11 protein-coding genes and 1 pseudogene are annotated in these 12923 nt (G+C 74.2%); 7 read left to right on the forward strand and 5 right to left on the reverse strand.

Annotated elements, in window-relative coordinates:
- The 3 genes and pseudogenes from AB0G14_RS33500 to AB0G14_RS33510 form a co-directional block, all read right to left on the reverse strand.
- Positions 1-520, reverse strand: a pseudogene (locus AB0G14_RS33500) (heavy metal translocating P-type ATPase); the annotation flags it as partial.
- A 198-nt stretch (positions 521-718) separates the two neighbouring features.
- Positions 719-1729, reverse strand: coding sequence for a dTDP-glucose 4,6-dehydratase (gene rfbB, locus AB0G14_RS33505; protein WP_357704447.1), 1011 nt, complete (start codon positions 1727-1729; stop codon positions 719-721).
- A 351-nt stretch (positions 1730-2080) separates the two neighbouring features.
- Entirely contained in the window at positions 2081-2890 is an 810-nt protein-coding gene (locus tag AB0G14_RS33510) for a SigB/SigF/SigG family RNA polymerase sigma factor (protein ID WP_357704449.1), read from the reverse strand.
- A gap of 293 nt (positions 2891-3183) precedes the next feature.
- On the opposite strand from AB0G14_RS33510, the gene AB0G14_RS33515 reads away from it, so the two are divergent.
- From AB0G14_RS33515 to AB0G14_RS33540, 6 genes are read left to right on the forward strand one after another with little or no spacing between them, the layout of a single operon-like run.
- Complete coding sequence (locus tag AB0G14_RS33515; RefSeq protein ID WP_357704451.1) at positions 3184-4116, forward strand: STM4015 family protein; 933 nt, start codon at positions 3184-3186, stop codon at positions 4114-4116.
- 6 nt (positions 4117-4122) lie between these two features.
- A complete protein-coding gene (locus tag AB0G14_RS33520; protein WP_357704453.1) occupies positions 4123-5070 on the forward strand; it encodes an STM4015 family protein in 948 nt (315 codons plus the stop codon).
- Position 5071: 1 nt separating this feature from the next.
- Positions 5072-6181 carry an STM4014 family protein gene (locus AB0G14_RS33525; RefSeq protein ID WP_357704455.1) on the forward strand — a complete coding sequence of 370 codons (1110 nt, stop codon included), beginning with the start codon at positions 5072-5074 and terminating at the stop codon, positions 6179-6181.
- The gene (locus AB0G14_RS33530; protein ID WP_357704457.1) at positions 6169-6972 is read left to right on the forward strand and encodes an STM4013/SEN3800 family hydrolase; all 804 of its coding nucleotides are present in this window, start codon (positions 6169-6171) and stop codon (positions 6970-6972) included. The genes AB0G14_RS33525 and AB0G14_RS33530 overlap by 13 nt, the downstream gene beginning before the upstream one ends.
- Positions 6969-8294 carry an STM4012 family radical SAM protein gene (locus AB0G14_RS33535; RefSeq protein ID WP_357704459.1) on the forward strand — a complete coding sequence of 442 codons (1326 nt, stop codon included), beginning with the start codon at positions 6969-6971 and terminating at the stop codon, positions 8292-8294. The genes AB0G14_RS33530 and AB0G14_RS33535 overlap by 4 nt, the downstream gene beginning before the upstream one ends.
- Positions 8291-9187 (forward strand): STM4011 family radical SAM protein, encoded by an 897-nt coding sequence (locus AB0G14_RS33540; RefSeq protein WP_357704461.1) that lies wholly within the window; start codon positions 8291-8293, stop codon positions 9185-9187. Before AB0G14_RS33535 ends, AB0G14_RS33540 begins: the two co-directional genes overlap by 4 nt.
- 92 nt (positions 9188-9279) lie before the next feature.
- Here the strand turns inward: AB0G14_RS33540 and AB0G14_RS33545 are convergent, their stop codons facing one another.
- Together AB0G14_RS33545 and AB0G14_RS33550 are read right to left on the reverse strand one after the other, a co-directional pair.
- Positions 9280-10869, reverse strand: coding sequence for an MDR family MFS transporter (locus tag AB0G14_RS33545; RefSeq protein WP_357704463.1), 1590 nt, complete (start codon positions 10867-10869; stop codon positions 9280-9282).
- Between the two features lie 69 nt (positions 10870-10938).
- Complete coding sequence (locus AB0G14_RS33550; RefSeq protein ID WP_357704465.1) at positions 10939-11559, reverse strand: TetR family transcriptional regulator; 621 nt, start codon at positions 11557-11559, stop codon at positions 10939-10941.
- A gap of 161 nt (positions 11560-11720) precedes the next feature.
- On the opposite strand from AB0G14_RS33550, the gene AB0G14_RS33555 reads away from it, so the two are divergent.
- Positions 11721-12656 carry a hypothetical protein gene (locus tag AB0G14_RS33555; RefSeq protein WP_357704467.1) on the forward strand — a complete coding sequence of 312 codons (936 nt, stop codon included), beginning with the start codon at positions 11721-11723 and terminating at the stop codon, positions 12654-12656.
- Positions 12657-12923: the final 267 nt, after the last annotated feature.

Consider the following 12923-nt stretch of genomic DNA (forward strand, 5'->3'; position numbering starts at 1 on the left):
CCTGCCAGTGCCCCAGCAACATAATGGTCACCAGCGCCGCCAGCTCCCACCAGAAGTCCAGGTCGAACGCGCCGAGACTGGTCGCCAGCGACGCGGCGTACGCGACCGTGATCGCCATCGAGACCAGCAGCATCATCCCGGGGGCGCGGTCGCGGACCTCCCGTACGGCGCCCACCAGGAACGGCCAGCCTCCGTAGAAGAAGACCACCGACCCCAGAACCGGGCCCACCCAGCTCCTGCCCGGGAAGTCCAGGGTGTAGCCGAGCCAGTCCATCACCAGGTGACTGGTCAGCACGATCGGCACGGTGAGGGCGAGGCACAGCCAGAACTTGCGCCGGAACTGCTCCGGGTCGTGACCGGCGTGCTTGTCGTGCCCGCCGTGCCCCGCTTGCTCACCGGATCCGCCGTGCCGGCCGGGCCCGCCGTGGTCGTCGGGCCCGCCGTGCGCGGCTCGGTCGTGGCCGTGGCCGCCCGCCGGGCGGGCCGCGGCACGGTGCGGGCGGAACGCCCGTGCGAACACCCGAACCCCCGTTCCCGCGTCCACACCGGGCCGGGCCCACCGGCCGCCGCCACCGCGGTCGGCGCCGGGGCGGGCGGCCCGTGCGCGACAGGACGCACGGACCACTGTAGGAGAACCGGGGGGCACCGGGCCGGGGTTCACCGCGATCGACGAAAGGCCGGGCCACGCGCCGCCCAGCCGGGCGGGTTCAGCGCCGGTTCACCGCCACGCGGTCTCCTCCGCCACCTGTACGCGGTCGAGCAGCGGCCGCCACCAGCTCTCGTGCTTCCGGTACCAGTCGATCGTCTCCTTCAGCCCGTCGCCGAACCCGATCCTCGGCTCCCAGGCCAGCTCGCGGCGCAGCTTGCCGGAGTCGAGCAGGTAGCGCCGGTCGTGCGAGGGCCGGTCGGGCACCCGTCGCTTCAGCTCCGCGCCGAGACCCAGCTCCCCCAGTACGGCGTCGGCGAGCGTCTCGACGTCTACCTCGACGCCGCTGCCCACGTTGTACGTCTCGCCCAGCCGGCCGTGCAGCAGCACCGCCTCGACCGCGCGGCAGTGGTCGGCCACGTGCAGCCACTCCCGGCGGTTGCGGCTGGAGGCGTAGACCGGCAGCGGCATGCCCCGCAACGCGTGCGTGACGAACAGGGGGATCACCTTCTCCGGAAACTGGTACGGGCCGTAGTTGTTGGAGCAGGTGGTGATCGTGAAGGGGATCCCGTAGGTGTGCCCGAAGGCCCGCACGGCGTGGTCGCCCCCGGCCTTCGCCGCGTTGTACGGGGTGCGCGGCAGGTAGGGCGAGTCCTCCGTGAAGGCGCCGGGGTCGTCCAGCGCCATGTCCCCGTACACCTCACAGGTGGAGATCTGGTGGAAGCGGATGCCGTCGCGGCCGACCCGCCGGACGGCCTCCATCAGGGCGACCGGGCCGAGCACGTTCGTCTCGAAGAAGGCCGTCGGACCCAGCACCGCGCGGGAGTTGTGCGACTCGGCGGCGAAGTTGACCACGACGTCGACCCCGTGCTCGCGCAGCGCCCGCGCCACGGCCGGCTCGTCCCGGATGTCGCCCTGGACGAAGGTGACCGCGTCACCGAGGTCGGCGAGGTTGGCCAGCGTGCCGGAGTACGTCAGCAGGTCGAAGGCGATCACCCGGTCGCCCGGGTGGGCGCGGCGCCAGTGGCGGACGAAGTTGGACCCGATGAAGCCCGCCGCGCCCGTCACGAGAATCGTGCTCATTGATCTCTCCTACCTTCGCCCGGCGGGCCTCCGAGGTTCACCGGAGGGTCCGTCGGCGACGTCCGGCCAGTCCATGCGACGCGGCCCGCCGTCGGCGGGCCGCGCGTGGGTGGTTCACCCGGACGAGTGTGCCCGGCCGCCCGGTGCAACGGGCGGTCGGCCGTTGCGCCGTATGCCCGCAGCGTCGCCGCGGAGGGTGGCCGTCGCAGGCGCGCCCGGTGCCCCGACGCGGTCCGGGCCCGGTGCCCGGCCGCCCGGCGCGGAGTGTCAGCGAGGGCCCTTCCGCTGCCGGAGGCGTGCGGAAGGGCCCTCATTGACGACGTTGGAGGCCGGTGTGACGGGAAGCCCGACTCAGCAGTCGGCGAGCTGCCCCCGCAGCTTGCCGAGGGCGCGGGCGAGCAGCCGGGAGACGTGCATCTGGGAGACGCCGACCCGGGCGGCGATCTCGCTCTGGGTGAGGTTGCCGTAGAAGCGCAGGGTGAGGATCTTCTGCTCCCGCTCGTCGAGGGTGGCGAGCGCCGGGCCGAGGGCCACCCGCAGCTCCGCCAGCTCGAACTCGCCGTCCTCGGTGCCCAGCGTGTCGGCCAGCTCGGTGGCGCTGTCGCCGTCACCGATGGGGGTGGACAGGGAGACGGCGTTGTAGGCTCGGGCGCCCTCGAGGCCCTCCAGGACCTCTTCCTCGGTGATGTCGAGGTGGGCGGCGATGTCGGCGACCGTCGGGGCCCGGTGGAGCGTCTGCGTGAGGGTGCCGTTGGCCTCGGAGATGCGCAACCGCAGCTCCTGCAGCCGTCGGGGGACGCGGATGTTCCAGGTGCGGTCGCGGAAGTGGCGCTTGATCTCGCCGAGGATCGTCGGGATGGCGAAGCCGGCGAAGCCGACGCCCCGGGAGGCGTCGAACCGGTCCACCGCCTTGATCAGCCCGAGGGCGGCGGTCTGGGCCAGGTCGCCGGTGGGCTCGCCGCGCCCGCTGTAGCGGTAGGCGAGGTGGTGGGCCAGCGGCAGCCACGCCTCGATCGCCCGCTCCCGCAGCGCCGGCCGGTCGGGGTGCCGCTCGGGCAGTGCGGCGAGGGCGGCGATCAGCTCGCTCGCGCGGGACTCGTCCCCGGCCGCCGTGGTGCTGGCGTCGGTGGTGGTCGTCGGCGCGGTGGTCGTGGTGATCATGTTGGCCTTCCTGTCCCACACGGCGCGGCGGCACCCGGAGGCGTCGACCGCAGTGCAGCCCACCCTAGACCAAAGGCTGTCGCGCCATCAACCGAACGGCTGATGGACGAAAGCCGCAAAGGTTCACAGAAGGGAGGTGGGCGTCCCGCCGTCGTCGTCCGCCCCCGCCGCCGTGGCTCACCGCCGGCGGCGGCAGCGGACCGCCCACGCCCGCCACCGGCCGCCGCTGATCATCTTGTCGGGCACACCTGTTACGGTCTCGCCGCCGCTGCACCAGTCGACCGGAGGTAGGCGTGATCAGTTCGCACGTGTCATCGTTCGCCGGGTTGCCGGTGCTGCCGTTCACACCGGGGATGACCCTCCCGGACGACCCGCCGGCGGTCGCCTGGCGGCTGGAGGTCGAGGACTTCGACGCGGAGCCCGAGGAGTTCGCCGGCCTCGTGCAGGCGCTGCGCGAGCAGGTGCCGGCCGACGCGGTGCGCGCCCTGGTGATCGGCGAGTGGGGCGAGGCGTACGAGCGGCCGCTGCCGGTGGAGGCGTTGGTGGCGGCGGCTGGGGAGTGGACCGCCCTGCGGGCGGTCTTCCTCGCCGACCTGACCTACGAGCAGTGCGAGATCTCCTGGCTCAGGCACGGCGACATCACCCCGCTGCTCGCGGCATACCCGTCGCTGGAGGTGCTGTGGGTGCGCGGCGCGCAGGACCTGCGGCTGGAGCCGGTCCGGCACCACGCGCTGCGCGAGCTGCGGTTCGAGTCCGGCGGGCTGCCGGCCGGGGTGGTGCGGGCCGTCGGCGCCTGCGAGCTGCCGGCCCTGCACCGGTTGGACCTGTGGCTCGGCAGGTCCGACTACGGCGGCGACGCGACCGTCGACGACCTGGCCGGCGTGCTGGCCGGCGCCGGCCTGCCCGCGCTGCGGCACCTGGCGCCGTGCAACGCCGAGATCGCCGACGCGGTGGCGGCGGCTGTCGCCGCGGCGCCGGTCGTCCCGCGGCTGGAGGTCCTCGACCTGTCGATGGGCACGCTCACCGACGAGGGCGGGGCGGCGCTGCTGGCCGGTCAGCCGTTGACCCACCTGACGCAGCTCGACCTGCACCACCACTTCCTCTCCGAGGAGATGGCCGCGTCGGTGGTCGCCGCGCTGCCGGGCGTGCGCGTCGACGTGTCGGACCCGCAGACCGCCGACGAGCACAACGGCACCCTGTACCGCTACACCGCGGTCGGGGAGTGATCGGCCGTGGCCTTCGGTTCCCACGCGCGGGCCTTCGCCGGTCGACCGGTCGTCGACGTCCCGGTCGACGGGCCGCTGCCCACGGTGGACGGTCCGGTCTCGTGGCGGTTCTCCCTGTGGCACTTTGACGAGACCGCCGACTACAAGCTCTCGGACGAGTTCCGGGTGGCGTTCGACCGGTTCGTCGCGCAGGCCGGGCCGTCCGTGGAGTCCCTGGTCGTCGGCGCGTGGGGGTACGCGGCGTTCAACCCCGCCCCGATCGCGCAGCTCTGCGCGGCGGCGCCCCGGCTGCCCGCGCTGCGCGCCCTCTTCCTCGGTGACATGACCAGCGAGGAGTGCGAGGTCTCCTGGATGAGGGTGGGCGACGTCAGCCCGCTGCTGGCGGCGTACCCGGAGCTGGAGGTGCTGCGCGTCCGCGGCGGCGACGACCTCGCGTTCTCTCCCGTGCGGCACGCGCGGCTGCGGGAGCTGGCGGTGGAGACCGGCGGGCTGTCCGCGGCGTTCGTCGGCGCGGTGCTCGGCTCCGACCTGCCCGCGCTGACCGACCTGGAGCTGTGGCTCGGCACCTCCGACTACGGCGGCGACGCGCAGGTGTCCGACCTGGCCCCGCTGCTGGCCGGGGAGCGGTTCGGCGCGTTGCGCCGGCTCGGGCTGCGCAACGCGGAGATCGCCGACGACCTCGCCGAGGCCCTGGCGAGGGCGGCGGTGGTGCCGCGCCTGGAACGGCTGGACCTGTCGCTGGGCACGCTCGGCGACCGGGGCGCGGCGGGGCTCATCGCCGGGCAACCGCTGAGCCACCTGGCGGAGCTGGACCTGCACCACCACTACCTCTCGGAGGAGATGGCCGCCTCGGTGGTCGCCGCGCTGCCGGGTGTCCGGGTCGACGTGTCCGACCCGCAGGAGGCCGACGAGTACGACGGCGAGAGCTACCGCTACACGGCGGTGTCGGAGTGACATGCGCCTGACCGTCGTCGGCAACCCCGACAACCGTCGGGTCGGCCTGTTCACCCGGGCGGTGCTGGCCGCCGGCCTGCCCCGGCCCGCGGTGCTGCCCTGGGTCGACGTGCTGACCGGGGCGGCCCCGCCGGCGCCGGGCGCGCTGGTGCGGGTCGACTCGCCCGGAGAGGACGCCGAGGTGGACCGGCTGCTGCGCCGGTCCGCCGTCCCGGCCCGGCACGGGGAGCTGGTCGGGCTGGCCGACACGTATGCCGGGCTGCTCAGGGCCCTGGGCCGGGTCGCCGCCGGCGGCGCGGAGCTGCTCAACGACCCGGCGGACGTCGCGGTCATGTGCGACAAGCGGCGCTGCCACGCGCGGCTGTCCGCCGCCGGGGTGCCGGTGCCGGCCGCGCTGCCCCCGGTGCACGGCTGGGCGCAGCTGCGGGCGGCGATGGCGGCGGCCGGCTGGGGCCGGGTGTTCGTCAAGCCCGCGCACAGCTCGTCCGCCGCCGGGGTGGTCGCGCTGGCGGTCGCCGGGCGCCGGGTGCAGGCGGTCACCACGATCGAGGCGGCTCCCGACGGGCTGTTCAACTCGCTGCGGCCCCGCCGCTACACCGACGAGGCGCAGGTCGCCGCGATCGTCGACCGGATCGCGCCCGAGGGCCTGCACGTGGAGCGGTGGCTGCCCAAGGCGGGGCTCGGCGACCGGGTGGTCGACCTGCGGGTGGTGGTGGTCGCCGGGCGGCCCACCCATGCCGTGGTGCGGGCCGCCCGGGGTCCGCTGACCAACCTGCACCTGGGCAACGCCCGCGGCGACCTCGCCGCACTGCGGGCGGCCGCCGGGCCGGCAGCGTGGGCGGCGGCGATGGAGACCTGCGAGCGGGTCGCCGGGTGTTTTCCCCGCACACTCCAGGTGGGGATCGACCTGATGTTCCTCGTCGGCTGGCGGCGGCACGCGGTGGCGGAGGTCAACGCGTTCGGCGACCTGCTGCCGGGGGTGCTGGCCGACGGCCGGGACACCTACGCCGAGCAGGTGCACGCCCTGACCGACGGCCGGTGGCAGCGCTGGCGGTCGGCGGCGGCCGGTCGTGCCCCCGCCAGGGCGGAGGTGCTGCCGTGCGGAGTCTGATCGGCAGCCACGACCTGCTCCTGCTCACCCTCGACACGCTCCGCTACGACGTCGCCGCCGAGCTGGCGGAGCGGGGGCGCACGCCGCACCTCGCCCGGGCGTTGCCCGGCGGCCGGTGGGAGCGCCGGCACTCCCCCGCCAGCTTCACCTACGCCGCGCACCACGCGTTCTTCGCCGGCTTCCTGCCGACCCCGGTCGCCCCCGGCCGGCACGAGCGGCTGTACGCGGCGGCCTTCCCCGGCAGCGAGACCGCAGGCGAAGACACGTGGGTGTTCGACGCGCCGGACCTGCCGACCGCCCTGGCCGGCGTCGGCTACCACACGCTCTGTCTGGGCGGGGTCGGGTTCTTCAACCGGCGCAGCCCGCTCGGCGCGGTGCTGCCCGGCCTGTTCGCCGAGGCGCACTGGGAGCCGGAGTTCGGGGTCACCTCCCCCGCCTGCCTGGACGCCCAGCTCGACCGGCTGACCGAGGTGCTGCCGCGGGTGCCGGCGGGGAAGCCGCTGTTCACGTTCCTCAACGTCGCGGCGCTGCACCAGCCCAACCGGCATTATCTGCCCGGCGCGCGGGCCGACGACCTCGCCAGCCACGCCGCCGCCCTGGAGTACGTCGACGGCCGGATCGACCGGCTGTTCGCCCTGCTCACCGGCCGGGGCCGGCCGGTGTTCGCGATCGTCTGCGCCGACCACGGCACCGCGTACGGGGAGGACGGCCACACCGGCCACCGGATCGGCCACGACGTGGTGTGGACCGTCCCGTACGCCCACTTCACCCTGCACCCGGGAGAATGGTGACCAGCACCGACACGGGCCTCGACGGCTCGCCGTACCAGCAGTACCTGTACGCGTACCCGCACAAGACCTCGTACCGGCCGTTGCGGCCCCGGCCGTTGCTGGCGGACGTGTGGCGGGCCGAGGCGCGCGACGCGCTCTTCCTCTACGTGCACGTGCCGTTCTGCGAGATGCGCTGCGGGTTCTGCAACCTGTTCACCCGCGCCAACGCCCCCGCCGAGCAGGTGACCGGCTACCTGCGGCAGCTGCGCCGGCAGGCCGAACGGGTCGCCGACGCGCTCGGTGCCGCCGCCGGGTACGCCCGCGCGGCGTTCGGCGGTGGTACCCCCACCTACCTGAGCGCCGACGAGCTGGCCGAGCTGTTCGACATCGCCACCACCACGACGGGGGCGCGGCTGCCCGGCGTGCCGCTGTCGGTGGAGACCTCGCCGGCCACCGCGACGCCGGACCGGCTCGCGGTGCTCGCCGCGCACGGCACCACCCGGGTGAGCATCGGCGTGCAGAGCTTCCTCGACGTCGAGGCCCGCGCCGCCGGCCGGCCGCAGCGCCGCACCGAGGTGGAGGCCGCCCTGGCGGCGATCCGCGACGCCCGGATCCCGGTGCTCAACATCGACCTGATCTACGGCATCGACGGGCAGACCGCCGACACCTGGCGGGAGAGCCTCGACGCGGCGCTGGCGTGGCGCCCCGAGGAGCTGTACCTCTACCCCCTGTACGTGCGGCCGCTGACCGGGCTCGGACGGCGGGCGCACGACCGGGCGGACTGGGACGCCCAGCGGCTCGCCCTCTACGAGCAGGCGGTGGCGACGCTGGGCGCGGCCGGGTACCGCCAGGAGTCGATGCGGCAGTTCCGCCGCGCCGACGTGCCGGCGCCGGACGGGCCGGACTACTGCTGCCAGGACGACGGCATGGTCGGGCTGGGCTGCGGCGCCCGCTCCTACACCACGAGCCTGCACTACTCGTTCGACTACGCGGTCGGCGTGTCGCAGGTGCGGGCGGTGCTCGACGACTATGTGGCCCGCCCGGCCGACGACTTCCGGCACGCCGAGTTCGGGTTCACCCTCGACGGCGCCGAGCAGCGCCGCCGGTGGTTGCTCAAGTCGCTGCTGCGCGTCGACGGCGTCGACTCGGCTGCCTACCGGGCCCGGTTCGGCCGCCCGCCCGGCGACGACTTCCCGGAGTTGGGCCGCCTGGTCGACCGGGGCTGGGCCACCCACGGCGGGCTGCGGCTGACCCCGGCCGGGCTGGCCCGCTCCGACGCGGTCGGCCCGTGGCTGACCTCGGCCCGGGTCCGCGACGCGATGACCGGGTACGTGCCGAGGTGAACCTGGCGATCCTCTACCGGGGCCCGCTGGCGAGCTGCAACTACGACTGCCCGTACTGCCCCTTCGCCAAGCGGCACGACCCGCCGGAGCTGCTGCGCGCCGACCGGGCCGCCCTGGACCGCTTCGCCGGCTGGGTCGCGGCCACCACCGACGTGCGGCTGTCGGTGCTGTTCACCCCGTGGGGCGAGGGGCTGACCCGCAGTTGGTACCGGGACGCGATGGTGTCGCTGTCGCACCTGCCGCACGTCGACCGGGTCGTCATCCAGACCAACCTCGCTGCCCGGGTGGACTGGCTGGCCGACGCCGACCCCCGCGCCGCCGCCCTGTGGACCACCTACCACCCCGGCCAGGTCGACCGGGACCGCTTCCTGCGCCGCTGCGCCCGGCTGTCCGAGCTGGGCATCCGCTACTCGGTCGGGGTGGTCGGCCTGCCGGAACACCTCGGCGAGGCACGGGCGCTGCGGGACGCCCTGCCCGCCGAGGTCTACCTGTGGGTGAACGCCGCCGAGGGCCGGCGCTACGACGCCGCCGAGGAGGCGGTCTGGACGGAGCTGGATCCGCTCTTCGGCTTCAGCGTCCGCCCGCACGTGTCGCTCGACCGGCCCTGCCACGCGGGCGAGACCGCCGTCTCCGTGCTCGGGGACGGCACGGTGCGCCGGTGCCACTTCATCGCCGAACCGATCGGCAACCTGTACGACGGCTCGTGGCGGCCGGCCCTGCGGCCCCGCCCGTGCGCCAACGCGACCTGCGACTGCCACATCGGGTACGTGCACCTCAAGCCGCTCGGCCTGCGGGACGTCTTCGCCGGTGGGCTGCTGGAACGCATCCCGGCGGCCTGGCCGTCGGCGCGCCCGCCGGTGCCGGTCGCCCCGCCTCGGCTCCACCCGTCCTGAGCGGCGCGCCGGCCCGGGGCGGGCGGGCCGGCGCCACGGCGAGGGGGCGACCGGCGCAGGCCGGGCCGCCCCCTGTGTCAATCGGGCGGACCTCAGTGCGCGCCGGGCATGGCGGCCGCCGCCTCCTCCCGGGCGCGCCGCTCCTCACCGCTGAGGGTGTGCAGCGGCTTCTCCCGGATGAACAGCACGACCACCACGGCGAGCAGCGCGAACGGGGCGCCGATCAGGAACAGCTCGGCGGTGGCGGTCCCGTACACGTCCTGGATGATCCGCAGCACCGGCGCGGGCAGGGCGGACAGGTCGGGCACCTCGGCGGAGCCCTCCCCCGCGGCGCCGCCGGCCAGCGGGCCGAGCTTCTCGGCGGTCAGCGAGGCGACCCGGTTGGCCATGACCGCGCCGAGCGCGCTGACCCCGATCGCGCCGCCCATGCTGCGGAAGAAGGTCAGCACGGAGGTGGCGGCGCCCAGTTCCTGCGCGGGCACGTCGTTCTGCGCGGCGAGCACCAGGTTCTGCATCAGCATGCCGACCCCGACGCCGAGCACCGCCATGTAGACGCCGAGCAGCAGCCCGCTGGTGTGCGCGTCGATGGTGGCCAGCAGCAGCATGCCGACCGACATCACCACCGCGCCGGCGACCAGGTAGCGCTTCCACCGGCCGGTCTTGGTGATCAGCTGGCCGGCGATCGTCGACGAGACCAGCAGGCCGAAGATCATCGGCAGGCTCATCAGCCCCGCCACCGTCGGCGACTTGCCCAGCGAGATCTGGAAGTACTGGGACAGGAACACCGTGCCGCCGAACATCGCCACGCCGACCAGCACGCTGGCGATGGTGGTCAACGAGACCGTCCGGTTGCGGAAGATGCCCAGCGGCACGATCGGCTCCTCCGCGCGGGCCTCCACCGCGACGGCCAGCGCCAGCAGGGCGATCCCGCCGCCGACCATCAGGGCGGTCCAGCCGGACGCCCAGGCGAAGGAGTTGCCGGCCAGGGACGACCAGATCAGCAGGGTGGAGACCCCGGAGGTGATGAGCAGCGCCCCGAGCCAGTCGATCCGCACCTTGCGGCGGGTCACCGGCAGGTGCAGGGTGCGCTGGAGCAGGAAGATCGAGAGCAGGGTGAACGGCACCCCGATCAGGAAGCACCACCGCCAGCCGAGCCAGGAGGTGTCGACCAGCACGCCGCCGATGAGCGGGCCGGCGATGGTGCCGACGCCGAACACGGCGCCGAAGATGCCGGCGTAGCGACCCAGTTCGCGGGGCGGGATCATCGCCGCCATCACGATGGTGGCCAGGGCGGTCATGCCACCCGCGCCGACCCCCTGCACGATGCGGCTGATCAGCAGCACCTCGACGTTCGGCGTCAGCCCGGCGATCAGCGAGCCGACCACGAAGAGGCCGAGGGAGAGCTGGATGAGCAGCTTCTTGCTGTAGAGGTCCGCCATTTTGCCCCACAGCGGCACGGTCGCCGTCATGGCCAGCAGCTCGGTGGTGACGATCCACGTGTAGACGGTCTGGGAGCCGTCCAGGTCGGCGATGATGCGCGGCAGCGCGTTCGCCACGACCGTGGAGGCGAGGATCGACACGAACATGCCGACCATCAGGCCGGAGAGTGCCTGGAGCACCTCTCGGCGGGACATGCGGCCGGCGCTGACCTTGGGGGTCTCGGCGGGCACGGTGGCGGTCATTGACGCTTCCTCACGGGTGCGGGTTCACGGGCCGTCCGGGGACCGTTCCCCGGAAGGAGGCTTGCAGGGTCAGGACGGGTCCGGCTGCGGCAGGCCCGCGGCGAGCGCGGCGAACGCCTCGTCGACGAGGTCGGCCAGGTCCGGTCCGTCGGGGTGTGCGGCCCACCGGGTCATCGCGGTACGCACCGCCGCGCCGGCCACGGCGGTGACGAGTGCCGGGTAGCCGTGGTCGGGGTCGACCCCGACCCGCGCCGCGACGACCTCGGCGATGGCCCGCTCGGTCTCGACGTTGCCGGCGACCAGACGGGGCAGCAACACCGGGTTGCGCGTCACCACCTCCATCCGCAGGCACCACAGCTCGCGCTCGGTGCGCACCTCGTCGACCACGTCGGCGAGCGCGGCCCGCAGCGCGGCCAGCACCGGCACCTCCGGCGGCACGGCCGCCAGGCGCGCGACCAGCCGCGCCGCGTCGCCCGCGTGGTCGCCGACCAGCGCGTCGTCCTTGCAGGCGAAGTAGTTGAAGAAGGTACGCGGGGAGACGCCGGCCGCCTCGCTGATCTCCTCCACCGTCACCCGGGCCAGGCCGCGCTCGGCCACCAGGCGGAGCGCCGCCTCGGTCAGCGCGGCCCGGGTCCGGCGCTTCCTGCGGTCGCGCCGGCCGGGGCCGGGTTCGGTCTCGGCGGTGTGCACGCGGGAACGCTACAAGCGATCTTGCACTTTGTGCAAGAAATTATCCCCGACGTGACGCGGACCATTGGCCGACCGGCGGGTCATCGGGCGCAGTCGGGCCTCCGGGGCATCGGGCAACCTGCGAGAACACCGACCGGCGGCCGGTCGCCCAAAATCCAGTCATGACTGTCACTGAGCAAGGAGCCGCCGCCGTCGCCCCCCGGGCGACACCGGCCGGGCGGGGACGGATCGTGCTGGGTGCCACGGCCGCCGGCGTGCTGCTGTCGGTGCTGTGGTCCTACGAATTCGTCGACCACGTCATCGGCGACTCTGTGGCCAACGCGATGCTCGGCCGCGACGCCAAGGCGACCGCGATCGGGGGCACCCTGGCCGGTCTCGTCTTCGCCTTCGTCTCCGGTCTGGCCGGCACGTTCACCGCCTGCAACATCGCCATGGCGGCGTCCATCGGCCCGATGAGCCAGGCCGGTGCGGGCGGGGCGACGAGGACCGGGCTGCGCAGCCTGGTCCGGCCGGTGGGCTGGCTCACGGCCGGCATGGTCGCCGTCGCCGCGGTCTACGGCTTCGTCGGCGTACTGGTCGGCGACGGTCTGCCGCAGCTGTCGACGGCCACGGTCGGCGGCCTCCCGGTACGCCTGGTCCAGTCCATGGTCGTGTTCGGGCTGATCGGGCTGGCCTTCGTCTACCTGGGCCTGGCCGCGCTCGGGGTGCTGCGGGACCCGTTCGCGCACCGGCCGGCGGCCCGGGTCGTGGTGCTCGGCGCCCTCGTCGGCGGCTTCCTGATCGGCCGGCCGTACCCCCTGTTCAACAAGCTCTTCCAGTGGGCCGTCGATTCCGGCAACCCGCTCTACGGCGCCGGCGCGTTCGTCCTGCAGTCCATCGGCAACGTGGCCGTCGTGACGGCACTGTTCGCCCTGATCGTGGTGCTCACCCGCGGCCGCTTCGTGAGCTGGCTGGCGGCGAGCCCGTCCCGGACCGCCGCGCTGACCGGTGGGATGCTGATCGCGCTGGGCGTGTTCATGGTCGTCTACTGGGACGTCCGGCTACCGGCGATGTTCGACTACGGATGGTTCCCCACCATGCCGTACAACAGCAGGTGAGCGATGCCGGGCGGGCCGGCCGGCGCCGGACCCGCGGCGGCGGCCGGTCGCCGCGTTCACGCCAGCGCCTGCGCAACGGTGCCGCCGGCCACGACCGGCGGCACCGTCGTCGCTACGGTGCTGGCCGACGAGCCGCCCCGGCTGGTGGCGCTGGGTCGAGTCGCCGCGACCAGCGGGCCCTCTGTCGGCGTACGGATTCCGCTACAGCGTCAGGTACGCATTGGCGTACAAAGATCCGCCCGTCCCGAGAAACCGCATGCCACTGGC

The organism is Micromonospora sp. NPDC023814 (assembly GCF_040639595.1).
GTDB lineage: Bacteria > Actinomycetota > Actinomycetes > Mycobacteriales > Micromonosporaceae > Micromonospora.